At 69.9% G+C, this 26,275-nt stretch carries 17 protein-coding genes, 2 pseudogenes and 1 CRISPR repeat array; of the genes and pseudogenes, 15 read left to right on the forward strand and 4 right to left on the reverse strand.

The window, feature by feature from the left end:
* Positions 1-10 precede the first annotated feature (10 nt).
* Positions 11-802 carry a Crp/Fnr family transcriptional regulator gene (locus ACE3N6_RS01260; protein WP_374243341.1) on the reverse strand — a complete coding sequence of 264 codons (792 nt, stop codon included), beginning with the start codon at positions 800-802 and terminating at the stop codon, positions 11-13.
* A gap of 355 nt (positions 803-1,157) precedes the next feature.
* Here ACE3N6_RS01260 and ACE3N6_RS01265 point away from each other — a divergent pair, with 355 nt between their 5' ends.
* Together ACE3N6_RS01265 and narL are read left to right on the forward strand one after the other, a co-directional pair.
* Positions 1,158-3,092 carry a histidine kinase gene (locus ACE3N6_RS01265; protein WP_374243342.1) on the forward strand — a complete coding sequence of 645 codons (1,935 nt, stop codon included), beginning with the start codon at positions 1,158-1,160 and terminating at the stop codon, positions 3,090-3,092.
* Positions 3,089-3,760 carry a two-component system response regulator NarL gene (gene narL / locus ACE3N6_RS01270; protein WP_374243344.1) on the forward strand — a complete coding sequence of 224 codons (672 nt, stop codon included), beginning with the start codon at positions 3,089-3,091 and terminating at the stop codon, positions 3,758-3,760. Before ACE3N6_RS01265 ends, narL begins: the two co-directional genes overlap by 4 nt.
* Positions 3,761-3,769: 9 nt before the next feature.
* On the opposite strand, the gene ACE3N6_RS01275 is transcribed toward narL, so the two are convergent.
* The 3 genes from ACE3N6_RS01275 to ACE3N6_RS01285 are packed head-to-tail and all read right to left on the reverse strand — an operon-like array spanning position 3,770 to position 8,470.
* Entirely contained in the window at positions 3,770-4,717 is a 948-nt protein-coding gene (locus ACE3N6_RS01275) for a sensor histidine kinase (protein ID WP_374243370.1), read from the reverse strand.
* 12 nt (positions 4,718-4,729) lie between these two features.
* Positions 4,730-5,965 carry an ABC transporter substrate-binding protein gene (locus ACE3N6_RS01280; protein WP_374243346.1) on the reverse strand — a complete coding sequence of 412 codons (1,236 nt, stop codon included), beginning with the start codon at positions 5,963-5,965 and terminating at the stop codon, positions 4,730-4,732.
* Between the two features lie 24 nt (positions 5,966-5,989).
* Complete coding sequence (locus tag ACE3N6_RS01285; RefSeq protein WP_374243347.1) at positions 5,990-8,470, reverse strand: EAL domain-containing protein; 2,481 nt, start codon at positions 8,468-8,470, stop codon at positions 5,990-5,992.
* Positions 8,471-8,676: 206 nt separating this feature from the next.
* Between ACE3N6_RS01285 and ACE3N6_RS01290 the strand changes: the two genes are divergently transcribed.
* The 13 genes and pseudogenes from ACE3N6_RS01290 to ACE3N6_RS01350 all read left to right on the forward strand — a co-directional run bounded on the left by ACE3N6_RS01290 (position 8,677) and on the right by ACE3N6_RS01350 (position 26,234).
* On the forward strand, positions 8,677-10,809 hold the full coding sequence (locus ACE3N6_RS01290; protein WP_374243348.1) for a carboxy terminal-processing peptidase: 2,133 nt from the start codon (positions 8,677-8,679) through the stop codon (positions 10,807-10,809).
* 1,106 nt (positions 10,810-11,915) lie between these two features.
* Positions 11,916-12,596 carry a hypothetical protein gene (locus ACE3N6_RS01295; RefSeq protein WP_374243350.1) on the forward strand — a complete coding sequence of 227 codons (681 nt, stop codon included), beginning with the start codon at positions 11,916-11,918 and terminating at the stop codon, positions 12,594-12,596.
* A gap of 87 nt (positions 12,597-12,683) precedes the next feature.
* Positions 12,684-13,178, forward strand: coding sequence for a 3'-5' exoribonuclease domain-containing protein (locus ACE3N6_RS01300; protein ID WP_374243351.1), 495 nt, complete (start codon positions 12,684-12,686; stop codon positions 13,176-13,178).
* Entirely contained in the window at positions 13,169-14,035 is an 867-nt protein-coding gene (gene cas6, locus ACE3N6_RS01305; protein ID WP_374243352.1) for a CRISPR system precrRNA processing endoribonuclease RAMP protein Cas6, read from the forward strand. The genes ACE3N6_RS01300 and cas6 overlap by 10 nt, the downstream gene beginning before the upstream one ends.
* A complete protein-coding gene (locus ACE3N6_RS01310; RefSeq protein WP_374243353.1) occupies positions 14,032-15,702 on the forward strand; it encodes a hypothetical protein in 1,671 nt (556 codons plus the stop codon). Before cas6 ends, ACE3N6_RS01310 begins: the two co-directional genes overlap by 4 nt.
* Complete coding sequence (locus tag ACE3N6_RS01315) at positions 15,699-17,207, forward strand: hypothetical protein (RefSeq protein ID WP_374243354.1); 1,509 nt, start codon at positions 15,699-15,701, stop codon at positions 17,205-17,207. Before ACE3N6_RS01310 ends, ACE3N6_RS01315 begins: the two co-directional genes overlap by 4 nt.
* Complete coding sequence (locus ACE3N6_RS01320; RefSeq protein WP_374243355.1) at positions 17,200-19,008, forward strand: RAMP superfamily CRISPR-associated protein; 1,809 nt, start codon at positions 17,200-17,202, stop codon at positions 19,006-19,008. Before ACE3N6_RS01315 ends, ACE3N6_RS01320 begins: the two co-directional genes overlap by 8 nt.
* Before the next feature lie 10 nt (positions 19,009-19,018).
* Positions 19,019-19,591 (forward strand): annotated as a pseudogene (locus tag ACE3N6_RS01325) (RAMP superfamily CRISPR-associated protein); the annotation flags it as partial.
* A 322-nt stretch (positions 19,592-19,913) separates the two neighbouring features.
* Positions 19,914-20,390 (forward strand): annotated as a pseudogene (locus ACE3N6_RS01330) (RAMP superfamily CRISPR-associated protein); the annotation flags it as partial.
* A gap of 234 nt (positions 20,391-20,624) precedes the next feature.
* On the forward strand, positions 20,625-22,847 hold the full coding sequence (locus ACE3N6_RS01335) for a TIGR03986 family CRISPR-associated RAMP protein (protein ID WP_374243371.1): 2,223 nt from the start codon (positions 20,625-20,627) through the stop codon (positions 22,845-22,847).
* Between the two features lie 174 nt (positions 22,848-23,021).
* A CRISPR array of direct repeats spans positions 23,022-23,871; the repeat unit is 36 nt; unit sequence GTCAGGCCCCAGGGCCGAAGTCAGGCCCGTTAAGAC.
* Positions 23,872-24,007: 136 nt separating this feature from the next.
* Positions 24,008-24,289 (forward strand): CRISPR-associated endonuclease Cas2, encoded by a 282-nt coding sequence (gene cas2 / locus ACE3N6_RS01340; protein ID WP_374243356.1) that lies wholly within the window; start codon positions 24,008-24,010, stop codon positions 24,287-24,289.
* Between the two features lie 10 nt (positions 24,290-24,299).
* Positions 24,300-24,719 (forward strand): hypothetical protein, encoded by a 420-nt coding sequence (locus tag ACE3N6_RS01345; RefSeq protein ID WP_374243358.1) that lies wholly within the window; start codon positions 24,300-24,302, stop codon positions 24,717-24,719.
* A 585-nt stretch (positions 24,720-25,304) separates the two neighbouring features.
* A complete protein-coding gene (locus ACE3N6_RS01350) occupies positions 25,305-26,234 on the forward strand; it encodes a cupin domain-containing protein (protein WP_374243359.1) in 930 nt (309 codons plus the stop codon).
* The last annotated feature ends 41 nt before the right edge of the window (positions 26,235-26,275 follow it).

Consider the following 26,275-nt stretch of genomic DNA (forward strand, 5'->3'; position numbering starts at 1 on the left):
GTGGCTACCGTCAGTTGAAGGCCGCGTGGGCGCGGGAGCCCACCCCGGCGCGGTCGAACCACACGCCACCCCGGGCCGCCGGGCGCCGCTCGGCCGCGGCCTGGCCGCCGTCGCAGGCGTACTGGCGGGTGAACTTCTCGGTGAGGGTGACGTGTTTGCCCAGCACCTGGATCAGGCCCGAATCCGACAGCTCCCGGAAGATCCGCGACAGGGTCTCCGGGGTGAAGCCCATGCGCGCCGCCAGCACGTTCTTGGGGATCGCCAGCTCCAGCTCGATCCGCGCCCCCGGCGCCGCCTCCGCCGCCGCCAGCCGGCGCAGGTACTCCACCACCTTCGCCGATCCCGACTGCAGGCAATCGGCGGCAATGTCCCGCTCGATGGACGACTGGCGCTGGGCCACCGCGGCGAGCATCCGGCGCATCAGGCGCGGCTCCCCGTCCATCGCCCGGAAGATGCCGTCGCGCCCCACCGACAGCAGCACCACCGGCGACACCGTCTCCACCGACGACACGTAGGGGGCGTCGCCGAACAGCTCGGCCACCCCGAAGAGCTGGCGCGGCGACAGGATCTCGATCACCTTCTCGCTCCCCTCCGGCGACGACACGCTCACCTTCAGGTGGCCCGACATCACATGGTGGAGCGCCTTGGGCCGCTCGCCCGACGCGTAGATCGTCGCCCCCTTGGGCAGGCTCACCACATGGGCCGCGCGGGCCACCTCGGCAATCGCCGCCGCGGGCAGATCGCGGAACAGGGCCAGCTCACCCAACACCAGGGACAGATCATCAAGACTCGTGCGCATCATTCACCTCGCCGGAACAAAAGGGGCCCGCGGAACAACTGCCTTAAACCCCGGAACATGGCGCGCAGTCTAGGAGCCCGATCCGGGCCGAAAGTTGACCTGGATCAGAGCCCTTGGGTGCTCAAAAATGAGGCAAATACCCCAAAAGAGGTATTTTTAAAACGCCCTCCCGCGCGGCACAAACCCTTGTTTTTTCTCGCCTTGCCCAAGCCGGGCCGCCGCCCCGCCCAGCTCGGGCAGGGCCGCCGCGGGGGCTTTCGCCTATCCCCATTTTCCCGGCGGGATAGCCCCTCGGGCGTGACCCCGGGGGCGACTCGGGGCCAAAATGGCGGCCTGCCGAACAACCCAGGCCCGCGCCGTGAACGCCCACACCTCCACCCAAGGCCCGCCCCCCGCCGCGCCCACCCCGCCCCGGCTCCGCCGCCCGTCGGTGGTGCTGCGCCTGGGCGCCTGGATCGCCGCCATCGCCAGCCTCGCCGCGGTCTCCATCTTCGCCTCCATCACCGTGGCCGAGCTGTCCTCCGGCGAGGCCCGGGCGATCAACATCGCCGGCTCGCTGCGGATGCAGTCCTACGCCATCGGCGCCGCCCTGGCCCAGGACGACGCGCCCGGCACCGGGCTGGCCATTGCCGCCTTCGAGCAACGCTACGCCAGCCCCGACCTGCTCCGGGCCCTCCCCCAGCACCCCGACGACGCCACGCGCCGCGCCTACGACACGGTCGGCAGCCTGTGGGCCGAGCGCTTCCGGCCCGCCGCGCGGGCGGCCGAGGCCGCGCTCGCCGCCGGTCGCCCCGCCGGCCCGCCGCCCACCGCCGAGATCACCCGCATCGTCGAGGCCATCGACCGGCTGGTGGTGCTCATCGAGGTGGGGCTGGAGGACAAGCTGCAACTGCTGCGGCTGGTGCAGGGCATCTCGCTGGTGCTGCTGGCCATCGTGGGCGCCGCGGCGGTGTTTCAACTGAAACGGAAGGTGCTGCTCCCGCTGCAGGACCTCCTCACCTCCGCCGACCGGGTGCGCCGGAGCGATTTTGCGGTGCGGGTGCCGATCCGCGAAGCCGACGAACTCGGGCGGCTCGGGGAAGCCTTCAACTTCATGGTCGAAGACCTCTCCCGCAGCTACGCCCAGCTCGAGAACCGGGTGCGCGAGAAGACCGAGGAGCTGGCCCGCAGCAACCAGTCCCTCAACCTGCTCTACCGCACCACCCGCGCGCTCTCCGAGCGGGCGGTGACCCGCGCCACCCTGCAGCAGGTGCTCGACGACATGGAACAGGTGGTCGGGGTGACGAGCGGCGCGATCTGCCTGAGCCGCGCCGACGAGCCGGAGACCGTGTGCCGCACCGGCGCCGACGGCATCGCCATCGACGCCCTGTGCCGCACCACCTGCCACGGCTGCGAGAGCGGCGGCCGGGCCATCGTGGCCCACCCCAAGCCGGCCGGCGGCGGCCAGACGATCGCCGCCCCGCTGTTCGACGGCAGCCGCAGCCACGGCGCGCTGCTCCTCAGCCTGCCGGCGGGGCAGGCCCTCGCCCCCTGGCAGCTCGATCTGCTCGAGACCGTTGGCCGCCACGTGGGCGCCGCCCTGGCGGCCACCCAGCGCAACGAGGAACGCCACCGCCTGGCGCTGCTGGACGAGCGCTCGGTGATCGCCCGGGAGCTGCACGACTCCCTCGCCCAGTCGCTGTCCTACCTCAAGATCCAGGTCACCCGGCTGCAAACCCTGCTGCGCAAGAGCCCCACCCCCGAGCCGGTCACCGAGATCGTCGGCGAGCTGCGCGACGGGCTCAACGAAGCCTACCGCCAGCTGCGCGAGCTGCTCACCACCTTCCGGCTGCGCATCGACGGCCGCGGCCTGAACGCCGCCATCGACGACACGGTGCAGGAGTTCCGCCGCCGCACCGGACTGGAGATCGTCCTCGACAACCGCCTCGCCGGCGTCGAGCTGGCCCCCAGCCGCGAAATCCACGTCCTGCAGATCATCCGCGAGGCCCTCACCAACATCGAACGCCACGCCCGCGCCGGGCGGGTCACGGTGACCCTCGCCCGCCACGACGCCGACCGCCTGCGGGTGATGGTGGACGACGACGGCGTGGGCTTCGACGAAGCCGACCGGCCGCTCCACCGCTACGGTATCGTCATCATGCGCGACCGGGCCCAGAGCCTGGCCGGCGAGCTTGGCGTGCACCCCCGCGAGGGCGGCGGCACCCGGGTCGCGCTGGATTTCCCGGCCGAGGCGCCCGCGCCCGACGCGCCCCTCTCCGACTCCCCCTCCTCCGCTCAAGGAAGCGTGTCATGACCACCCCCGCGACCACCTCGGTCATCATCATCGACGACCACCCGCTGTTCCGCAAAGGCGTCTCCCAGCTCATCGCCCTGTCCGACCAACTCCACCTGATCGGCGAGGCCAGCAGCGGCGAGGAAGGGCTGATGCTGGCCCGCGCCCTGGAGCCCGACCTCATCCTGCTCGACCTGAACATGCGCGGGATGGGCGGCATCGAGACCCTGCGCGCCCTGCGCGAGGCCGACCTGGCCGCGCGCATCCTGATCCTCACCGTGTCCGACGCCGCCGACGATCTGGTCGCGGCGATCCGCGCCGGCGCCGACGGCTACCTGCTCAAGGACATGGAGCCCGAGGAGCTGCTGGCGCGCATCGTCGAGGCGCTCTCCGGGCGCATCGTCATCACCGAGAGCCTCAACGGCCTCCTGGCCCGCTCCCTGCGCGACGAAGCCCAGGCCGCCGAACGCAGCCTCGCCCCCCTCACCGACCGCGAGCGGGACATTCTCGGCTGCCTCGCCAGCGGGCTGTCGAACAAGCTCATCGCCCGCGACCTCAACATCGCCGAAGGCACGGTGAAGGTGCACATCAAGAACCTGCTCAAGAAACTCAAGTTCCGCTCCCGCCTGGAAGCGGCCGTGTGGGCCATCGACCAGAACCTCCGCCCGGCCGGCCCGGGCCCGCGCTGAGGGCTGCGCTCAGGCGGGCGAAACCTCGCGCAGGGGCAGCGCGTCGGCGTAGCGCCGGCTCTCCGGCGCCTCCACCGGAAAGTGAATCGCGATGCGGGTGCCGCCGCGGATGCGGCTGCTCTGCCCAGGCTCGATGGCCATCCGCCCGCCGATCTGATTCACCAGCCCCACCACCAGTCGCCAGCCCAGGCTGCGGCTGGCCGACGGCGAGAAACCCGGCGGCACGCCCACCCCATCGTCCTCCACCCACAACTGGGCGCCCGCCTCGCCTGCGGCCTGCAGCCCCACCTGGATGCACCCCCCGCTGCCGTGGGGGAAGGCGTGCTTGACCGCGTTGGCCACCAGCTCATTGACGATCAGCGCGCAGGGAATCGCCGTCTCGATGCCCAGCACCACGTCGTCCAGGATCGACTCGATGCGCACCCCCTGGCGCCCGTGCTGGGAGCCCAGGCGCTCCACCAGCTGCCCCAGGTAGCGCTTGAAATCGATGCTCGCCAGATCGTGGGAGCGGTAGAGCTGCTCGTGCACCTCCGACATGGCCATCACCCGCGCCGCGCTGTCGTCGAACAGCGCCCGCACCGCCGGGTCGTCCACGCTGTGCCCCTGCATGGTCAGCAGGCTCGCCACCACCTGCAGGTTGTTCTTCACCCGGTGGTAGATCTCCTTGAGCAGCGCCTCCTTCTCGTGGAGCGCCGCGGCGATCCGCTGCTCGGCGGCCTTGGCCTCGGTGATGTCGGTGTGCGAGCCGGCCACCCGTAGCGCCTGCCCGTCGGCCTCCCGGGCCACCACCGCCCCCCGGGAGAGGATCCAGCGCCACTCGCCGCCCTTGGCGCGCATCCGGAACTCACCCCGGAAGCAGCCCTCGGCCCCGGCCAGAAATGCCTGGAAGCGCCCCTCCGTCTCCGGCAGGTCGTCCGGATGCACATGCTCGCGCCAGGTGCTGTAGCTCAGGGGCAGCTCGCCGGGCGCTTAACCGAGCATCGACAGATAGCGCTTGCTCACCACGATGGCACCGGATTTCAGGTTCCAGTCCCACAGCCCGTCGGTGGCGCCCTCCACGGCCAGACGCAGGTGCTCCTCCCGCCGCTCCAGCTCCGCCTCGGCCCGATTCAGGCGCTTGATATAGACCACCAGCGCCACGATCACCCCCAGCAGCGCCACCAGCGCCGCCGCCATCGCCCACAGGGCGGCGTCGGCCTCCTCCAGCAGCCCGGCCGGCTTACCCACCACCTCGGCCCCCTCGGGCAGCCGGCTCTCGGGCAGGCCGTAGCGTTGCATCACCCCGTGATTGAAGAGCAGCCGCAGGGTGGGCTCGGCCACCGGAATGCTGCGGGCCGGCGTGCCGCCCAGCACCCGCAGGCCAAGCTGCGCCGCCATCCGCCCCTGGCTCACCCCGTCCTCCACGCTGCCGCCCACGGTGATGCCCTCGCGCACCCGATGGCTGGTGATGTCGAACACCGGCACCGGCGAAACCCGGGCGATCCGTGCGATGACCTCGGCGTAGTCCAGCCGACGCCCCCGCTCGTCCACCGCGGTGGCCAGCGGCAGCACGATGTCGCTGGGGGTGAGTCGCGCCACGATGGCGAGGATCTCGTTCATGCCCAGATCGAAGTACTGCTCCACCGGCACCGAGCTGCCCATCTTGAGCAGCGCCTCGTGGGCGTGGGCGAAGCCGGTGCCCGTGCCGCCCAGGTTACCGAACACCACCACCCGGCGGGCATCCGGCAGCAGCTTGCGGGCCGCGCTGAGGGTGCCCACCACATCCACCCGCTCCCGCACGCCGGTGATCGGCAGGTCGGCCGGCACCCGCGCCGGGTCGAAGTTGCGCGCATCCGAGAAGACCAGCGCGGCGGTCGGGAACAGCGCGTCCCGGTGGCGCAGGGCAAACTCCAGGGCCGGGTCGTCGGTGGCGATCACCAGATGCACCCGCCGCGACCCCGTGCGCTGGCGCAGGTGGGCCAGGTTGTCGGCCTCGTCGCCGCGGGGCTGGCGCAGGCTGTCCAGGTCGTGGACGAAGATGTCCGGCGGCGTCTCGCTGTCCCGCAAGCCCTGCAGGATTCCGCTCACCTGGGCGTCGGTCCACACAAACCCCCAGTGATAGGAATTGATGACCAGCACGGTCTGGCGCTCGGCCGACGGCCCCGCCACCGCGGCGGCCTGCGGGCTGAAGCACCACGCCGCCAGCGCGGCCAGAAACACAAGCACTCGCAACACGATCTCCTCACCGACTCACTGTGCGGGCACCGTGGCGTCCGTGCCGGCCCGCGGCGTCAGCCCGAGCAGGCGCTCGATGGCCGTCGCCGGCGCCGGTCGCTCGAACAGGAAACCCTGCAGCAGATCGCACCCCAGATCGTTCAGGAAGCGGGCCTGGGCGCTGTTCTCCACCCCCTCGCCCACCACCGTCAGGCCCAGCGCCCGGGACATGGTGACGATGGCCGACACGATGGCGCTGCTCTCCCGGCTCTCCGGCAGATCGGTCATGAAGGTGCGGTCGATCTTGAGGGCGTGGATCGGGAAGCGCTTGAGGTAGCTGAGGCTGGAGTGGCCGGTGCCAAAATCGTCCACCGAGATGCACAGGCCGTTGCGGCGCAGCTCGTCGAGGATCGCGCTGGCCCGCTCGGGCTGCTGCATGATGCTCGACTCGGTCAGCTCCAGGGTCAGGCAGTCGGGCGCCAGGCCGTGCTCGGCCAGGGCCCCCATCACCAGCGCCACCAGCGCCGGATCGCGGAACTGGCGCGCCGACAGATTCACCGCCACCTTCACGCCGGTGGCGCCGGCGTCGTGCCAGGCGCGGATCTGGGCGCACACGGTGCGCAGCACCCAGGCGCCGATGGGCACGATCAGCCCCGAGCGCTCCGCCGTCTGCATGAACACGTCCGGCGTCAGCAGCCCCTGCTCGGGGTGCCGCCAGCGCAGCAGCGCCTCCAGGGAATGCACCCCGCCCGTGGCGTCGTGGATCGGCTGGTAGAACAGCTCGAAGCTGGATTCCGCCAGCGCCCGGCGCAGGTCCGCCTCCAGCACCATGCGCTGGTTGATCTGCCGGCCCAGATCGCTCGAATAGAAGGTGAAGCCGTTCTTGCCCAGCTCCTTGGCCCGGTACATGGCGTCGTCGGCGGCCACGATGAGCCGGTCGGCGGTCACCGCATCCGCCGGGAACCGGCTGATGCCGATGCTGCAGGAGGTCTGGATGCGCTGCTGCCCGAAGCTGCAGGGCCCCTCCATCGCGGCGATCAGCTTGGCACTCACCCCGGCCACCGCCTTGTCGTCGTCCACCCCCGGCAGGATCACCACGAACTCGTCGCTGCCGAAGCGCCCCACGATGTCGGTCTCCCGCACCACGCCCTTCAGGCGCCGCGCCACCTCGCACAGCAGGGCGTCGCCGGCCTTGTGGCCCAGGGCGTCGTTCACCAGCTTGAAGTTGTCCAGGTCGATGAACATCACCGCCAGCTGCTCGCCCCGCCGCCGGCAGAAGGCGATGGACTGCTCCAGCTGGCGATTGATCTGGGTGCGGTTCGAGAGGCCGGTGAGGGCGTCGTAATAGGCCACATACACCAGCCGCTCCTCGGCCGTGCGGCGCGCCGTCACGTCCTGCATCTGCACGATGTAATAGCAGGCTGCGCCGCCGTCGTCGCGCACCGCGGAGACCGACAGCAAGGTCCACAGCACCCGCCCGTCCGGCGTCACCAGCCGCAACTCGATCTGGAAGGTGGGCAGGCTGTTGGCCTGGAGCCGGTTCAGGTACTCGTCGAGCATCGGGCGGTCGCCCTGGTGGCACAGCTGGCGGAAGGACAGCCCACCGATGCCATCCACCGCCACCCCCAGCATCGTCGCCGCCACGTCGTTGGCCTGCAGGAAGCAGCCATCGGTGGCCACCAGCGCCATGCCGATGGCCGCGTGGGCGAAGGCCGCGTGGAAGCGCCGCTCGCTGTCGGCCAGCGCCCGCTCCATCCCTCGCCGCCAGGCGATGTCCCGCAGCACCAGCACGCTGCCCATGGCCGCGCCGTCGTGGGCCACGATGGGCGCCGCGGCGTACTCCACCGGTGTCACCGCGCCGCCGCGGCCGGTCAGCAGGGCCGGCCGGGGGGCGCCGGCACCGGCCTCGTCGGTCGCCAGCGGATCGCCCACCGGGCCGCCGCGCCGCTCGTCGGCCAGATCGACCACCGCCGCCACCGGCTGCCCCACCGCCTCGGCCGCAGCCAGCCCCAGCAGGGCCTCGGCCACCGGGTTGGCGGTGCGCACCTGCCCCTCGGTGTCGGTGGTCAGCACACCGTCGCCGATGGCGCACAGGGTGCGCGCGAACCACGCCTCGCTGCGGCGCAGCCGGGCCTCCATCGCGTGCCGGACCAGCGCCACCTCGATGGACGCCCGGATCTCGTCGGGCCGGAAGGGCTTCAGCAGGTAACCGTGGGGGTTGGTCTCGCGCGCCCGGCGCAGCGTCTCGTCGTCGCTGAAGGCGGTGAGGTAGATCACCGGCACATCGCGCCGCGCCCGCAGCAGCGTGGCCGTGGCCACCCCGTCGCGCCCCCCGCGGATGACGATATCCATCATCACCAGGTCGGGCCCGGTCGCGTCGAACAGTTCGATGGCCTGGTCACTGCTGGCCGCAATGCCGGTCACCGCATACCCATAATTCTCGAGGCGCTGGGCCAGGTCCATGGCGATGATCGCCTCGTCCTCGACGATCAGAACCCGGGTCGGCTTGTCGCTCATGCTCGCTCCCACCCGACCGGAATCGGGCGCTATCCTTGTTTTCAAACCGTTCGGAATATGACTTAACGGACCGGAGGCGTATGTCTTTAGTCATAAAACCGGAAACTCTTTTCAAAACGGCGAACATTTCCCGGCGCGGGCTGTCGACCTCAAGGCCGGAAAAATGTACCGTCCAACCCGGCTCAAACTTTGCGGTGGAGAAACCCTTGAACAAGCGAATCGTCTGGACCCTGCTCACGGTCCTCAGCGCCGGTCAGACGGCGGCCCAGGAGCTGTCGGCCCCGCCCCGTCTGGCGCCCACCGCCGACCAGGCCCAGACCGCCTACCTGAGCGCCCAGATCCTCAGCCGCTACCACTACAAGACCGTTCCCCTCGACGACGCCATGTCGGAGAAGATCTTCGACCGCTACCTCAAGGCCCTCGACCCGGAACACCTGTTCTTCACCCAGGCCGACATCGACGGCTTCGCCGACGCCCGCACCCGGCTCGACGACGCCATCCTGCGCGGCAACCTGGCCGCCCCCTTCGCCATGTTTCAGCGCTACGAGCAGCGCGTGACCGAGCGCCTCGGCTACGCCCGCGAGCTGCTCGACCAGAGCTTCGACTTCACCGTGAAGGAGGGCTACCCCTACGCCCGCGACAAGGCCCCCTGGCCGGCCGACGAGACCGAAGTGCGCGACCTCTGGAAGAAGCGCGTCAAGAACGACTGGCTGCGCCTCAAACTCGCCGGCAAGGACGACAAGGCCATCCGCGAGACCCTCGCCAAGCGCTACGACAACTACGTTCACCGCGCCACCCGCAACAAGAGCGAGGACGTGTTCCAGGTGTTCATGAACGCCTACGCCATGTCCATCGAGCCCCACACCAACTACCTGGGCCGCAGCGCCTCGGCCGATTTCGACATCTCCATGCGCCTGTCGCTGGTGGGCATCGGCGCGGTGCTCCAGGAGCGCGACGAGTACATCACCATCCGCGAGCTGGTGCCCGGCGGCCCCGCGGCGCGCTCCGGCAAGCTCGCCGTGGGCGACCGCATCGTGGGCGTGGGCCAGGGCGACGAGGCCGTGGCCGACGTGGTCGGCTCGCGGGTCGACGAGGTCGTCAAACTCATCCGCGGCGAGAAGAACACCCGCGTGGTGCTCGACGTGCTGCCCGCCGACGCCGGCCCCGACGCCAAGCACAAGCAGGTCGCCCTCACCCGCGACAAGATCAAGCTCGAAGAGCAGGCCGCCAAGAAATCCATCGTCAAGACCGGCGAAGGCGCCACCGCCCGCAAGATCGGCGTCATCGCCCTGCCCGCCTTCTACGAAGACTTCGAGGGCCGCCGCAAGGGCGACAAGGACTACCGCAGCGCCAGCCGCGACGTGGCCCGCCTGATCGACGAGCTGAAGAAAGAGAAGGTCGATGGCCTCCTGATCGACCTGCGCAACAACGGCGGCGGCTCGCTCCGAGAGGCGGTCGAACTCACCGGCCTGTTCATCGACAAAGGCCCGGTGGTGCAGCAGCGCCGCCCCGACGGCCAGATCGGCGTCGAGAAGGACGAGCACGCCGGCACCGCCTGGGACGGCCCGATGGCCGTGCTCATCAACCGCGGCTCCGCCTCCGCCTCCGAGATCTTCGCCGCCGCCCTGCAAGACTACGGCCGCGCGCCCATCGTCGGCGAACCCAGCTTCGGCAAGGGCACCGTGCAGACCATGATCAGCCTCGACCAGATCGCCCGCAACGAACCGCCCAAGTTCGGCGACCTGAAGATGACCGTCGCCCAGTTCTTCCGCATCAACGGCGGCACCACCCAGCTGCGCGGCGTGGTGCCCGACATCCGCTTCCCCTCGGTATCCGACCCCGACAGCTTCGGCGAATCCAGCTACGACAACGCCCTCCCGTGGATCCAGGTCAAGGCCGCCGACTTCCGCCCGGTCGACGAAGTCGCCCCGCGGCTGGCCGACCTGCAACGCCGCCACGAAGCCCGCGTAGCCAAGGACAAGGATTTCGCCCAGCTCCTGCAGGACGTGGCCGAGTTCAAGCGCCTGCGCGAAACCAAGCTGCTATCTCTCAACGAAGCCGAGCGCCGCCAGGAGAAAGACCGCCAGGAAGCCCGCCTCAAATCCCGCGACAAGGGCAAGGACAAGCTCGCCGCCCTGCGGGACGACGGCCTGCAGGCCGGCGAACGCAGCCTCGCCGCCGACCTCGCCGCCGAAAAGGCCCGCAAGGACAGCAAGGACGTGCTCCTCACCGAAGCCGCCCGCATCGTGGGCGACGAAGCCGAACTCCTTGCCACCCGCACCCAGCTCGCCCTGCGCGAACGCAACGCTGCCGCCGGCAAGGCCACCACCCTGCGCTGAACGCAAACCCGCCCGGGGCATCGCGCCCCGGCGACCGGCGCACCCCCGCCCCCACCGCCTCGACAACTCACCCGCCCGCCGGCCACCCCGCCGGCCGGGCCGGCTGCCTTCCCCCGCCGCCCAGGCACCCGGCCCAGGCCGGCGGATGAACCGCCCACCTTCCCGACCGCCCGGCAAGCCACCCTCGCCCCCGCTGCGCATCTCTCCCCCGTCGGGCCGGGCAGCGGCGACCGCCCCAGGCACCCGCCGGACTTCCCTCACCCCATTCGGAGCGTCGCGCCCATCCCCCCAAGGCCCGGCCCCCCCTGCCCGACGCCAGGCAGTACATGCCCGACACCGGACAGCGCATGTCCAACATCGGGCACGGCATGCCCGCCTCCAGGCAATCCAAGCGAGACATCACGCGCAGTTTGCCCAGTTCCCGGCAATGAGTGCCCGACACCGAACAGCGTGTGGCAGACATCGGGCACGGCGTACCCAACCCTGGGCAATGCGGGCAAGACATCGGGCACGACTTGCCCGACATCGAGGCAACACCGCCCGACACCCTGCATGTGCTGCCAGACATCGCGGCCCGGTAGATGGGTGTCGGGCGATGTTGCCCTGACGACGTTTCATCCTTTCCCGGTGTCACATCAAGCCAACATGTGCTCATGCAAGACATGCATGGCATCGATTCAAGCAATCATGGCATCTGTTTAATCAAAAGTGACGTCAATTCATACTGCATTGATTTGATTTCAACTCAACACGACGAAAGTTCAATTCAAAACTGCGCCCATTCATATTGAAAAGGCGCCACACCAATCTGAAAACACGCCATGACATATAAAATACACCCCCATTCAACACACCACGACGTCATGCCATAATGGCGCGGTATCCCATCGCCCTGCCATGACATCCGTGCAGCTCGCCATCGCACCCCACGCCCCCGCCACGACCTCTCCAACGGCGTGCCCGGCGTCCTGCCCTCCTCCATTCACATCCGGCAGCCCCCGCAGGCATGGCCGGCAGGGCAGCCGCGCATCCTGCGGCCCTTGGCCCACCTCCGGCGCTACCGCCGGCCCCTCCACCCAACCCAGCGCCACACCGCACACGCAACCATGACCCGCAATTACTACCTGCCCCAGGACGAATCCGGCCGGGCCCAGCTGCTGGAACATCTCGCCCACCACCTGCCGGCCTACATCGACACCCTCGAACTGAGCGACACCGACCTGGAAGAACTCCGCGCCGACGCGGCCGCCTACCGCTACATCCTGGCCCAGGCCGCCGCCGCCCAGAGCCACGCCCGGCAGTGGACAGCCTTTAAGAAACAACAGTTTGGCGGCCGCGGGCTCACCCAGGCCTACCCCGACGACAGCGCCATCCCGACACCGCCGGCGGTTGTCCCGCCGGGCATCGTCCCGCGCCTCATCCGTCTGGTCGCCCGCATCAAGACCGCCCGCAACTACGACCTGGGAATCGGCCGCGAGCTTGGCATCGTCGGCACCGAGCACACCATCGACGTCATCGCCGCCACACCTCGCCTCACCGTCACCCTCAACGCCGGCCATCCGGTCATCCGCTGGACCAAGGGCCTCGCCGACGACCTGGAAATCCTCGCCGACCGGGGCGACGGCCGAGGCTTCGTCCTCCTCACCATCGCCCGCACCACCCGCGTCCCCGACCCCAGCCCCCTGCCCCACACCCCCACCGTCTGGAAGTACAAGGCCATCTACCGGCTCAAGGACGAACGGATCGGCCAGTGGAGCGCCGAAGTCTCCCACTCGGTTGGCGGGTAAGCCGCCATTGGCGGGGCATCCATCGCATCGGCTGCGAAGCGGGCTCCGCTAGAATTGCGCAATCGGCATGACCAATCGGAGAAATGAATGTCATCCATCGCACCCATGCGTTACTGGTTCGACACCGAGTTCGACGAACGCGGGCCGGACATCCAGCTCATCAGCATCGGCATCGTCGCCGAAGACGGGCGCACCTACCACGCGGCCAGCGCCGATTACGACGACAGCGGCGCCAACGACTGGCTGCGTGCCCATGTGCTGCCGCCCCTCGCTACGCTTGAGCGCAAACCCCGCGCCAGAATCCGTCAGGAGGTGCTGGCCTTCCTCGACCCAGCCCCCTCCGAGATCTGGGCCTACTTCGGCGAGTACGACTGGATCGTGCTGCGACAACTGATCGGCCACATGCTCGACTGGCCCGCCGGCTGGCCCCTCTCCCACATGAACCTCGAACAACTCCGCCTGCATCTGGGCGGCCCGGCCCTGCCGCCCCATGGCGGCACCGTGCACAACGCCCTCGACGACGCCCTCTGGTGCCGCGAGGCATGGCAGCACCTGACGCGCAGCGGCATCGCATGCTCCTGATCGGCGTCCGGCTCGCGCTCGCCCCGGAAGGCCCCAGGTCGGCGCTACATCTTGCCGATTTTCTGGGCGGCGTCGTGCATGGGGGGGTGGAGCACCTCGTCCGACGCCACGCCCCCGCCATCGCCGCCGACCTCGGCATGGGCATACCCAACCGCATCAAGCCCTACGCAATCCTGCCGCCCCCTTTCGGCTGGCGCCCCCAGCCGGACGACATCGCGCCGCACCTGCCCTTCGGGCTCGCCCTTCATGGCAATGCCGTCCGCCATGCCGAAGCGCTGGCCCACGCCCTCTCCGGCTGGCGCGAGGTTCGCCATGCCGGCCTTGTGGATCGGGTGCGGGGCATTGAACTCAGCGTCGGCCAGCCCGCCGGCGCGCAGGCCGGATGGTCGCCGGGGCAGCCCTTCCCGGCCCTCTCCGCCCCCCCTGCGCTCGCTCGCTTTCCGGCGCAAGCCATGCTCTCCATCCGCTTCCTCACCCCGCTCCGCCTCACCGACGCCAGCCGCCCGCCGGGCCTGCTCAAACTCGTGCGGGCGCTGCGCCGCCGGGTTGAGCAGACCAGCCCGACCCTTTTTGCCCAACTGGCCGGCACCGACTGGGTTTGCCACGAAGAGGCAATCCGCCGCCTCGAAGCCGACAGCCCCGACTGGCGCCCGGTCGAGTGGCGCTACGGGTCGCGTACCAAAGACGCACCAATCGAATTTCGCGGTCATCTGGGCACCCTCCGCTACCGCGCTCCCACCGCCCACCCCATCCCCGGCCCGATCCACACCCTGCTCCGGTGGGGCACCTGGTTTGGCATCGGCGAGCGCACCGCCCTCGGTCAAGGCATGTACCTCCTCCAGGAAGGCACCCCATGAGCAACACCCCCACCCTGACGCTCGAAACCCACCTCATCCTGCCCTTCCAGCTCGAATGGCAGGGTCGCAAACCCGCCGCCACGGGCAGCCGGGCCGCCGAACTCCAGCGGCTCGGCTGGGCGCCCGTCACCCACCGCGACTTCGCCCCCATCGCCGCTGCCCCCGGCTCGACCCACCTCTCCGACACCCAAGGCGCCCGCATCCGGTATCAGGCCTACAACTACTTCCACCCCTTCGTCCGCGCCTTCTGGTTCAACGACACCATCGTCAAGCGCTTCCGCCATCCGCAGCTTCACACCCTCGAAGCAGTGCTTGGCACCGGGGAGCGCGTCACGTTTCGCGCCAGCTGCGATCTCATCCTGTTCCAGCCCGACATTGCCGTGCTGGTGCTGCATCTCAAAAGCGACGCCCCGCTCCCCCTGCCCACCGTCGAGTACTGCCTCGACCAGCTGCGGCGCATCTATCCGCCCTACATCGCCGGCAACGACCGCAAGCGCTGCGGCGGCCACTACCCCCGCAGCCTTCGTCTGTTCGACCCCCACCGCCACCCCATTGGCGAGTACGACGAAGCCAAGCATCTGGACGACCTGCGGCAACAGGCAGAAACCCTCATGGGTGGCCCAGCCGACGATCGCCCCCGCCACCTCTGGGCACCCCACTGGCGGGCCCTCCTGCAAGGCATCGCCACCCAGCCGGGCGACACCTGCGCACTGCAGGCCCTCCAGCTCGGCGACGACCGCGCCGCGGTGGCCAGCCTGCTGTCCGTCCAGCGGCCCGCCGGTAAACACCTCGCAGACCTCATCGACCCCGGCCACATGGTCCGCCTGTGCTTTGCCGACCCCGCCGGCAGAGACCGGCTGCCCTACAGCCAGACCTTTCTCGCCGATTTCGAAGCCCGCCACTGCTACGACCGCTTCTGGTACCGCAGCGGCGAATCCGACGACGCCCCCTCCCGCATCCTCAACGCCGGCTACGCCTTCGCCTGGCTGGGCGACGCTGGCGATCAAGGCTTCTTCGCCAACGAAGACGACGGCGCCCCGGTGATCTACCGGCACATCTACGTGCCGATGGCCATCATGGCCCACTTCCAGAAGGCCGCCTTGCTGGTCACCGCCCGCAAGCTCGCCGACCTCACCCCCTACCGGGCCGACGGCAGCCTCGACCCGCTCAAGCCCGGCAAGTTCGACACCCTCAAACGCCACTTCATGGCCTTCACCCAGACCTACTGGTTCGACGAAATCACCCCCCAGGAGCAGGGCATCGAGCTGTACGACCTATACCGGCGCCACCTGCGCCTGCAGGCCCACTACGACGCAAACCGGCAGGCGATCCAGGACATCGTGGAATACATCGACACACAAGAAGCTGGCCGACTCGCACAGGAAGGTGGCCGACTTGCCACAGCCGCACATCACTTCAACTGGATTGCAATGATTTTCGCGTTTGCAAGTACCGTGCTGGCCATTCTGGGCCTCGCCGCCAGTGTGCTGGGGATGAACACATTCGAGCTTACCGAGAAACCCCCCGTTGCCATTCCATCGGAGGTACTCCAGTGGATCAATGCCAACCTGGTCTCCAACATCCGCCCACTGACGTTCGCCGGGATCGGGGTCTCCATGCTGATCTTCATTGTTGGTGCGTGCCTCATCTACCGGAAACAATCATGACCGCCCTCCTCCGCCTCGAAGCCGTCAACCTCGCCCACACCATCGACGACACCGAAGACCTCGCCACCCGGCGCGGCGGCGGCTACATGCTGCTGCGCGCGGTGCACAAGGTCGCCGAACGGTTTAATGGCGACCTCGCCCCCATCGGCACCGGCGCCTCCATCGGCCTGTTCGCCATCCTCCACGGCCACGACGCCCAGGCACTGCGCGACAAGGTCGCCCACTACCTGAGCGAGGTTTCCCCCTTCCGCCACGCCACCTTCGTCGTCGCCATCGCCGACGACCCCGACTTCCCCCGCGGCGTCGAACGCTGCGTGGCCGGCAACCGCTGGCAGCAGATGCAAAGCCTCGGCTTCGCCACCCGCTGGGGCACCGCAACCCAGGTCTGCGCCACCGACGAGATCCGCCCCGCCGCCTCGCCCCATCGCCACGCCGGCCAAGCCGCCAGCCTCAGCGTGGCGGCCCGGGCCAGAGGCCGCGCCGGGGGGCGCAACCTCCGCCAGTCCTTCTACGCCACCGAGCTGAAGCTCGCGCCGGACACCGCCGCCCGCTACCGCTTCACCGACGACTTCGAAACCCTCGCCGCCTTCCCCCCCGACCACCCCGACTACGCCGGGCTCTCGCCCAACCTCGACGCCAAGATCGCCGTGTTCTACGCCGACGGCAACAGCTTCGGCGCCATCCAGCACACCTGCGCCACGCCGCAAGCCCTCCACGCCTGGGATACCGAGATCAAACAGCGCCGGCGCCAGCTCCTGCAGGGGCTGCTCGACTGGCTCGCCGCCACCCCCCAGGCCCGCACCGCCGACGGCGCCCTGCGCCTCGAAACCCTGCTGTGGGGCGGCGACGAACTGCTCTTCGTGCTCCCCGCCTGGCTGGGCCTCGAATTCGCCCGCCGCTTCTTCGCCCTCAACGCCGGCTGGGCCCACGGCGGGCACGCCCTCACCCACGCCACCGGCCTCGTCTTCGCCCACCGCGGCGCCCCCATCCGCCACCTCCAACACCTCGCCAAGGATCTCGCCCAGCGCGCCAAAGACGACGGCGACAAGCACCGCAACACCCTCGCCTGGCTCGTGCTCGAATCCTTCGACACCACCGGCGACGAACTCGACACCCACTGGCAAAAGTGCGGCATTGCCGGCGACGGCTGGCGCACCCTGCGCCTCGACGAACCCCGCCTCGACATCCTCGCCGAGATCGAAGCCCTCAAGCCCCTGCTCCCCCGCTCCGCCCTCATCCGCAGCCTGCGCAGCCTCGCCGCCGGCCGCGGCGGTGACGAACTCACGCTCCTCCAAAACGCCTACGCCTCCACCCACGAAGCCCTAGACGCCACCGGGCGCGACACCCTCGCCGCGTTCTGGCAAGCCTTCGATGCCACCTGGCAGGCCCAGCCCGACGAGCCCCCCACCGCCGACGCCGCCCCGCTCACCGCCCTGCTCACCCTGTGGGACTACCTCCTGCCCCCCGCCCCCATGACCCTCACCGCCGAGGCCCCGCATGCCTGACCGCACCCTCTACACCTTCCGCCTCGAAATCCACCTGCGCAGCCCCTGGCTGGTGCACGGCAACGCCCCCGCGCAATTCGGCCTCTCCGCCACCCAGATGCGCGACCATCGCGGCAACCTCATCCTGCCGGGCAACCTCCTCGTCGGCCGCCTGCGCGACGCCTGGCACGCCATGACCGCCTTCGGCCTCGCCACCGAAAACCCCGACCACTGGTTCGGCCAGGCCGGGCCCGAACCCGACCGCCGCGCCCGCCTCTGGATTGCCGACCTCTCCCTCGCCACGCCGCCCGCCAACGCCCCCCAGGCCCGGCCCCGCGTCGCGCTGGGCGAAACCAGCGGCGCCGCCGAAGACGCCCAGCTGCTGCTGGTCGAACAAAACCACCAAGCCGGTCAAGCGCTCGTCTTCACCGGCCAATGGCGTGCCGTGGTCACCGCCGACGAAGCCACCCGCCTGCAACGCGCCCTGCAAGCCGGCCTGCTGTGGCACAGCCAGCTTGGCGCCCAACGCACCGTCGGCTTCGGCGTCGTGCTGCGCGCCGCCGCCACCTGCGCCCGGTCAGACCCGCCCATCTCCCCGCGCCAGGTGCCCCACGGCCACCGGGCCCGCCTCGTGCTCCACATCGCCGACCCCCTGTGCGTCGCCACCCGCAGCCTGCGCGGCAACGTCTTCGCGTCCGGCGACACCCTCAGCGGCGGCACCCTCAAAGGCGCCCTCGCCACCCAACTGCGCGCCCGCTTCGGCAAGCCGGTGGACACCCTCGCACCCCACAACGCCCTCGCCCGCCACTTCGACGCCCTGCGCATCGGCCACGCCCACCCGGCCCAGGACGAAGCCCGCCCCGCCGCCCTGCCCCAATCCCTCGTCGCCCACGGCGACGAACTCTTCGACGTCGCCGCCCTCGCCACGCCACACCTCATCGACGGCCAGGCGCCCGCCTTTCACCACGACTGGAAACGCCCCACCGCCGACGCCGCCCGCGCCCGCCAAGGCTGGGGCGCCACCGCCAGCCACCTGCGGGTGCGCACCGCCGTCTACGGCCCCCATCAAGCGCTGGACGACACCCCCTTCGACCCCACCCTCGCCGGCCAGGCCTGGGACGACCACCTCTTCGCCTACGACTGCCGGGTTGCCCGCGACGACACCCGCTGGCTCGCCGACATCCACCTCGCCGACGACCTCCCCGACACCGAAGCCGCCGCCGTCTGGCAAGCCCTCGCCGACCTCATCGCCCCCGGCCTCGGCCCCCTCGGCAAGACCGACGCCTTCGCCCAGGCCCGGCTCACGACCGAGCAGCCCCACCGCTGGCCCCAGCGCAACCCCGCCGCCGTCGCCAGCGGCGAACAGCTCACCCTCCAGCTCAACACCCCGGCCCTGCTGTTCGCCTCGTCCCAGGTCGCCGACCAGGCGGCCCCCGATCTCCTCGCCCTCTACCGCGACGCCTTCCACCAGCTCTCCGGCGGCGCCCTCCGCCTCAGCCACTTCTTCGCCAGTCAGCGCATGGCCGGCGGCACCTACCTGCACCGGCGCCACCTCGCCCAGCGCCAGCACGCCTACCGGCCCCTCGTGCTCACCGAGCCCGGCAGCGTCTTCGTGCTGACGGTTGTCGATGCCGACACCGCCCGCCCCCTGCTCGCCCGCTGGCAGCGCCACGGCCTGCCCCTGCCCACTGCCGTCGTTGCCGAACACGGCGGTCGCTGGCAAGACCACCCCTACCTGCCCCAGAACGGCTACGGCGAAATCGCCATCGACCTCCAGCACGGCTTTCCGCCGCCCCCCGCCCACCGCCTCACCGCCTGCTGACCCGCCCGCCATGACCACGCCCACCGCCCCCCAAAGCAGCCTCCCGGCCCTCCACTGGCTCATCCGTGCCGAGCTTGAAGTGCTCACCCCGCTCCACCTGGGCACCGGCACCGACCGACGCATCACCCCCGTTGCCCCCGACGCCGACCCCTACTGGCAAGCCGACATCGCCCTCGACGCCGACAACAAGCCCTACCTCCCCGGCGCCAGCCTCAAAGGCGCCCTCAAAGCCCTCGCCCGCCGCAGCGGGCTCGACGCCCCCTGCCTGCCCCTGTTTGGCGACCTCCACCGCGGCACCGCCCCCCACCCCGCCGGCATTCCCCCGCGGCGCACCCGCGCCGGCCTTGCCGAATTCCGCGACGCCCTGCTAAGCCACAAGGCCAAAACCAACGAGGCCACCCAAACCGACGACGCCGACACCGCCCAACCCCGCATCGCCATCGATCGCGTCACCGGCAGCGTGGTGGACAAAAAACTCTTCCGCACCAAGACCGTCCCCATCGGCACCCGCTTTGGCATCGAAATCATCCTGCGCCACGCCGACGAAAACCTCGCCGCCCAGCTCGTCGCCCTGCTCCGGCACGGCCCCGCCGACCCCGACTTCCGCCTTGGCGCCCACGCCAACCTCGGCTTCGGGCGCGTCGGCCTGTACGGCAACATCGACACCCGCCGCTTCGGCCCCCAGGAAGCGCAACGCTGGTTCGCCGCCGCCCAAACCCAGGCCGATGCCCGCTGGACCGACTTCGCCGAAGCCGTCACGCTGACCGCCCCCGCCCCCGCCCCCCGCCCCGCACCGGCTCGCCCTCCCCCTCAGCCTCGCCTTCCACACCCCCTTCCTCGTCAAGCAAGCAGCGAGCACGGGCGACAAGCCCACCGACGCCCCCGACGGCACCCCTCGCCAGCGCGGCGACCGGGCGCTCCTCCCCGGCGCCAGCCTGCGCGGCCGCCTGCGCAGCCAGGCCGAACGCATCCTGCGCACCCTTGGCTGCGAGGTCGCCCAAGGTCACGCCGTGCCGCCGGTCAAAACCGGCACCTGCCCCGACCCCGCCACCCTGCTCTTCGGCGCCGCCGGCTGGCGCGGCCTGCTGCGCACCGACGACTGCACCGGCACAGCCCCCGCCACCCTCGTCGATCACGACATGCTCGCCATCGACCGCTTCACCGGCGGCGGCAAGGACGGCGCCAAGTTCAAGCTCCGCTACGCCGAATGCCCCACCCTCGAAGGCCAGCTCAGCCTCGACCTCTCACGCCTGCGCAGCGCCCGCCTCGACGGCGCCAATGCCGCCGACACCCCCTGGATCGCCCTCGGCCTGCTCACCCTGGTGCTGCGCGACCTCGCCGAAGGCGACATCCCCTTCGGCCACGGCAGCGCCAAGGGCTACGGCCGCTGCCGCGCCCAGGGCCTGCCCCACCGCTGGCGCCAGGCCCTCGAAGCCCACTTCGGCCCCAACGCCGACGCCCGCGCCCTCGCCGCCCTGCGCGCCTGGTGCCGCACCCACGCCACCGCAGCCCTCGACGCCCCCTGCAGCCTCGCAGGCAGCGCCCCCACCCCGGCGGCCGCGGCGCCCAGCGGGCAAGCCGCCCCGGCCGACGCCTTCCACAACCCCTACCACTTCATCCCCTTCAGCCAGCCCGACATCGACCGCTGGCTCAGCCCCAACGCGCACCGCGAGGCCGGCGGCCACAGCCGCTACCGGGGCCTCTCCGGCCGCCTGGTGTGCGCCCTCACCACCGTCACCCCGCTCTTCGTCGGCGCCGCCGCCGGCACGCCGGCAAGCGACCAACACCCCAAGCCCGTCGCCGGCTTCACCCTGCAGAACCAGCCCGCCATCCCCGCCACCAGCCTGCGCGGCCTGCTCTCCAGCCTCTTCGAGAGCATCAGCGGCAGCAACCTGCGGGTGCTCCACCCCACGCCCTACTCCATCCGCAAGCCGATGGAGCACGCCCTCTCCGCCATCGGCCGCATCGTCGAGCGCAACGGCGAGCGCAACGGCGAACTGAAGCTCTACCCGCTCACGCTGCCCACCATCCACCAGAACGCTTACAAGGCCTACCCCGTACCAGCCAGGTGGCGCAAGGTGTTTGATCGGAAAAGCACAGTTCCACTGCGCGTGTACTTCGGCAACCGTCGAGAAACCTACGACGCTCGCCAACCCTACTACCTCAAAATCCGCGAACTCAACGACCTGCCCAACCCCAACACAAACCAGCGCGACCTGCGCTTCCCCAACGGTGACCGAAACCGCGCATTTTTGATCGGCCAACACCCGCTTTCCGAGCGTCCAATCACCGAAGAGCGCCCCCACTACACCCGCGGCTGGGTGCGCAGCCTGTGGACCCCCAACCGCGAAAAGGAACTCCCCCGCACCGTCAAGCACCAGCTCTTCATCCCCGACCCCGTGGAGACCCCCGCCGACGACGACCTCCTGCCCATCCCCCAGGGCGTGCTCGACACCTTCCACGCCCTCGCCGACCTCGCCCTGGCCGGCCAGCACTGGGGCAAGGACGACACCCCCGCCGACGACCGGCTCCTCCCCTTCACCCCCGCCGGCCGGCCAGCCCGCGAAGATGGCCGCGAAACCCGCCTGCAACCCGGCGATCTGGTCTGCTTCGACCTGGACAACAACGGCGCGGTGAGCGAAATCAGCTTCTCCTCCATCTGGCGCCAGGGCCTGCGCAAGGCCGGCAGGCCAGAGCTTGCCACCACCGCCGACCTCCTCGCCCAGGTCTCGCCCCACCTGCTCCCCCTGGGCATGCCCGGCCGCAGCGAGCGGCTCTCCCCGGTCGAACAACTCTTCGGCGTCGTCGAATATCGCCCGCCGCAAGCCGCCAAAGGCACCCGCAAGCCCACCGATGCCCCCGCCGCCTACGCCCTGGCCGGGAAAGTGCACGTCGGCTATGGCCGCCCCGCCCGCAGCTTTGAGCGCGCCCCCGCCGTCACCCTCAAGGAACTCTCCACCCCCAAGCCCCCCTCCCCCGCCCTGTACTTTCGCCCCAAGGCGGGCGACGGTTACGTTTCCAAAGCCGACCTCGCCCGCCAGCCCCAAAACTACGCCCCCGCCGGCCGCAAGCACTACCTCCACGCCCTGCGCCGGCAAGGCCAGGTCGCCCAACTGGACGATTACGGCCGCGCGCCCGGCGACGGCAGCGGCCGACCGCCCTGGCAAAGCCGATTCGACGGCCAGGAAGACAGCGGCAACAAGCGCCGCGTGAGGGTTGAGCCCATCCCCGCCGGCGAAACCTTCCACTTCGAGATCGACTTCGACAACCTCAACCCCACCGAGCTGGAACAGCTCTGCGCCACCCTGCTCCCCCACCCCGCCTTCGAGCACCGCCTGGGCATGGGCAAGCCCATCGGCCTGGGTTCGGTCAAGCTGGCGGTGGAGGGGCTGCTTCTCGTCGACCGACCCCGCCGCTACGCCGAAGACGAGCCCAACGCCCCCCGCCACCACCGCGGCTGGCGCGCCAACGCCGACGCCGGCTGGCCCGACCACCTCCAGGGCGACAGCCCCGCCGCCCCCCTGGAAGCCGCCGAACAACCCGCCGCCCAGGCCGAGCGCGCCATGGCCCGCGTGCCCGCCGACGTGCGCCGCGCCCTGCAACTGCTGGGCAACCCCGGCGCCGTTGCGGCCCCGGTGCACTACCCCCAGGTCAAGGATGCCCAAATCGAAAAAGAGCACTACCTCTGGTTCGTCGCCAACGACGACAAAAATACCGTCGGGGGCAATCGGCACCTGCCCCGCCTGCACGCCGACAGCCGCTGCCTGCCCACCCTGCCGCGACTCGTCAAGAGGGAGAAAGACCATCCCCCCAACACCGGCAAACCCCGCCGAAAATGAACCCCTTGAATCCAGGCGCCCCCAAACCCCTTCAAACAAACCGCGCCGCGGCTTGATTGCAAAAGGAAAACAACCCAGAATCCAGGTCGTCCCGACTCACTGGGTACCGCTCATGCTGCATGGCGCCGCCAATGCCCCCGAAACCCGCGCCCCACAAGGCACACCGGGGCTGCGGTCAGGCCCCAGGGCCGAAGTCAGGCCCGTTAAGACAATGCGCGAAGAATGTTTTCGGGGATAGTGTGTCAGGCCCCAGGGCCGAAGTCAGGCCCGTTAAGACGCAGTGGCGGATGGGATGGAAGGCTTCCTTCAGTCAGGCCCCAGGGCCGAAGTCAGGCCCGTTAAGACCCAGGTTTCAGGGTTCTTTTCCGGCATTTTTGTGTCAGGCCCCAGGGCCGAAGTCAGGCCCGTTAAGACCCACTTCGGGCAAAGAAGGCGCGCGCGAAAAGTCAGGCCCCAGGGCCGAAGTCAGGCCCGTTAAGACTTCGGAGGCGAAGGACATGCCCTTGGCCATTTGTCAGGCCCCAGGGCCGAAGTCAGGCCCGTTAAGACTCTTGTGGTTGAATTACTTCTTCGTGGGACGGGTCAGGCCCCAGGGCCGAAGTCAGGCCCGTTAAGACCCGCCGGCGGCGCCGACCACCACAGCAACATGCGTCAGGCCCCAGGGCCGAAGTCAGGCCCGTTAAGACGGATCGAGCGTGACTTGCTCGGACTGGTCGTGTCAGGCCCCAGGGCCGAAGTCAGGCCCGTTAAGACATAAGCCTTCTTCTGCGCGGGGTCGGTGGTCAGGCCCCAGGGCCGAAGTCAGGCCCGTTAAGACATCGCTGGAGAAACCCCGGCGAAGAGGGCGAGTCAGGCCCCAGGGCCGAAGTCAGGCCCGTTAAGACCCCGAAGTACTCTCTTGTGAGAATGCTTTTTTTTTGTCAGGCCCCAGGGCCGAAGTCAGGCCCGTTAAGACGGTGCTCGCGTGCACTTACTGTGGGAAGAAAAAGTCAGGCCCTTTGCCACGGCGGGCGGATGTCGCCCGCCGTGTTCTTCCTCCTCCTGCAGGCGTAGCGCTGTCGGCCAGCGCGAAATTGAGCCCGCTTTCCGCGCTTGTTCCGGCTTTGCGCGCCGCGCCGAAGGCGCATGCTGATCGGGTCTTCCAGCCCCCGCTTGCCGCCATGCCCCACTGGATCGTCACCACCGACATTGCCGACCCGCGACGCCTGCGGCGGGCTGCACGGATTTGCGAACGGCACGGCGAGCGGGTGCAGGAGAGCTTGTACTGGATGGACCTTGCCGCCGAGGAGCTGCAGGCGTTGCAGGCGGCGCTGGCGGCAACGATCCACCCCGCCCACGACACAGTGCGCTACTACCCGGTGTGCGGGCTGGATCTGGCGCGCTCCCAGGGCGAGGGGCTGTGCCACGGGCTCAAGCCCCTGCCCAGCCACTGGCTGGTGTAAGGGGAACGCGATGGAAGCCGGCCCCCTGCTCCGCCAGGCCCTGAGCCCCGCCAACCTGCTGACCGCCTGGAACCGGGTAGCCGCCAACCGGGGCATGGCCGGCGTGGATGGCGAGACCATCGACGGGATCGCGCCCCAGGTGCACGGGGTGCTCGACGAGATTGCCGCCGGAGTGTGGGCCGGCAGCTACCGCCCGGCTGCGCTGCGCCGAGTGTGGATGGCCCGCCCTGGCAAGCCGCCCCGAGGGCTGGCGGTGCCCACCGTCCGCGACCGCATCCTGCAGACCGCCGTGACGCTGGCGCTGACCCCGCCGGTCGAGGCTGAACTGGAAGACCAGATGCTGCAGCCCCTGTGCCCCCACTGCCGCCACGCCATGCTCTGGCAGGGCAAGCCGCCACCCACCGCCACCGAAGCCTTCTGGGTGTTCTGAGCCGGACCGGTTACTGAGCCCCCGTCAAACCGCAGGCGAAGCACCTCCCGCCGTCAGTTGGGGGACAGGTGCTTGAGCGGCAGTCTCCGGTGGCGACCCGCGTAGCGCCCACAGCGCTTGTATCACCTGCTGCGCAGCCGGCAGTCCTTGCCAGCGTCCTCGCTCAAGCAGGGGGGCGGGGTGGTTCCGACCAGCCCCCCGACTCACCGAGCAGCGCCCAAAGACGGCATTCGTCAAGCCCCTGCAGGAGAAGATGCCCAATCGCGAGTTTTGTCATTTACTGCAAACTCATTTATCATTGCCGGCCATCCACCGACATGCAATGTGAACGATGAGCCCCCGCCTTCATCCTTCCCTCTCCCCCGTGGCGCGGCCGGCCGGTTGTCTCGCGATCTCCGGCATGAGCGCGGGCGGCAGCCCGGATGAATCCGGCGCCCCGCACGCTCGAAGTGCGCCCATCGCGATTCGCAATCTGGATACCGGCGAAATCTTCGCGGGCGAGAGCCCCCGCCCCAGCCACCCCTGAGCCCTCTCCGGCCCACGCCCCCCGTACCTCGCAAGAGCCTCCAGTCACCCACGGCGAAGATGCACAGCAGACAACCCCCGGCAACCCTCGTCCCAGCCCAGGACGCCCCCGCCCCCTACCTCACCATGGACGGCTCGACCGTCCGCGAACTCATGCATCCGGCCCTGCATGGCAACCGCGCCCAGAGCCTCGCCGAAACCCGCATCGGCACCGGGCGGCGCACCCTCCTGCACCGCCACCGGGAATCCGAAGAGGTCTATCACGTTGTGGGCGGGCGCGGCGAGATGACCCTCGGCGACACGCGTTTTCCGATCCAGACGGGCGACACCGTCCACATCCCCCCGGGCACCCCGCATTGCGTGCAGAACCTTGGCCAGGCGGCGCTGCGCATCCTGTGCTGCTGCGCGCCGGCCTACTCCAACGACGACACTGAGTTGCTGGAAGCCCCCACCGAACACAGCGACGACCGGTTGCTGCTCGCCAACGAACCCGCCGGCGCCAACGACTACGCGTCGCGCAACTACCTCTCCCTGCGACTCAGCCTCGGGATCAACCAGACCCGCTTCTGGAGCGCGGTACTGGTCACCCAGTCCGGCGGCAGCCGCTACGAGAACGGCCGCGCCGCGCCCCGGCAGGTCGACACCCTGGTTCGCCTCGCCTACGGCACCGAAGAAGACGCCCGCAAGCTGCTCGCGTCCCTGCGCGAACGCCGCCCGGCCGACTACAAACCCACCCGCTCGGTGGCCCCCATCCTGGAATCCGGGAGCGAAGTCCGGCAACTGCGCAAGCGCATGCTGATGAGCCAGAAAGCCTTCTGGGGCTTGGTCAGCGTCACCCAGTCGGCCGGCGCACGCTACGAAGCGGGCATGAACATCGCTCCGCCCGTCCGGCTACTACTGCAACTCATCCTCAGCAACGACCGGCAGACCGAGACGCTAATGAAAAAGCTCCGCGCCGCCTCAACCGCCGCCATCGAGGCGAAGCTGTAGCCGGCCAGCAACGGCGCGGCTCACGCCCTCCCCCCGTGCAT

Source organism: Zoogloea sp. (assembly GCF_041904905.1).
In the GTDB taxonomy this organism is placed as follows: Bacteria; Pseudomonadota; Gammaproteobacteria; order Burkholderiales; family Rhodocyclaceae; genus Zoogloea.

Excerpts from the sequence above, each read along its gene's own strand:
- ACE3N6_RS01310 (WP_374243353.1), top strand. The coding sequence starts at position 14,032 with ATGAGCAACACCCCCACCCTGACGCTCGAAACCCACCTCATCCTGCCC.
- ACE3N6_RS01300 (WP_374243351.1), top strand. The coding sequence starts at position 12,684 with ATGTCATCCATCGCACCCATGCGTTACTGGTTCGACACCGAGTTCGAC.
- cas2 (WP_374243356.1), top strand. The coding sequence starts at position 24,008 with ATGCCCCACTGGATCGTCACCACCGACATTGCCGACCCGCGACGCCTG.
- ACE3N6_RS01295 (WP_374243350.1), top strand. The coding sequence starts at position 11,916 with ATGACCCGCAATTACTACCTGCCCCAGGACGAATCCGGCCGGGCCCAG.
- ACE3N6_RS01350 (WP_374243359.1), top strand. The coding sequence starts at position 25,305 with ATGCACAGCAGACAACCCCCGGCAACCCTCGTCCCAGCCCAGGACGCC.
- cas6 (WP_374243352.1), top strand. The coding sequence starts at position 13,169 with ATGCTCCTGATCGGCGTCCGGCTCGCGCTCGCCCCGGAAGGCCCCAGG.
- ACE3N6_RS01260 (WP_374243341.1), bottom strand. The coding sequence starts at position 802 with ATGATGCGCACGAGTCTTGATGATCTGTCCCTGGTGTTGGGTGAGCTG.
- ACE3N6_RS01285 (WP_374243347.1), bottom strand. The coding sequence starts at position 8,470 with ATGAGCGACAAGCCGACCCGGGTTCTGATCGTCGAGGACGAGGCGATC.
- ACE3N6_RS01315 (WP_374243354.1), top strand. The coding sequence starts at position 15,699 with ATGACCGCCCTCCTCCGCCTCGAAGCCGTCAACCTCGCCCACACCATC.
- ACE3N6_RS01320 (WP_374243355.1), top strand. The coding sequence starts at position 17,200 with ATGCCTGACCGCACCCTCTACACCTTCCGCCTCGAAATCCACCTGCGC.
- narL (WP_374243344.1), top strand. The coding sequence starts at position 3,089 with ATGACCACCCCCGCGACCACCTCGGTCATCATCATCGACGACCACCCG.
- ACE3N6_RS01345 (WP_374243358.1), top strand. The coding sequence starts at position 24,300 with ATGGAAGCCGGCCCCCTGCTCCGCCAGGCCCTGAGCCCCGCCAACCTG.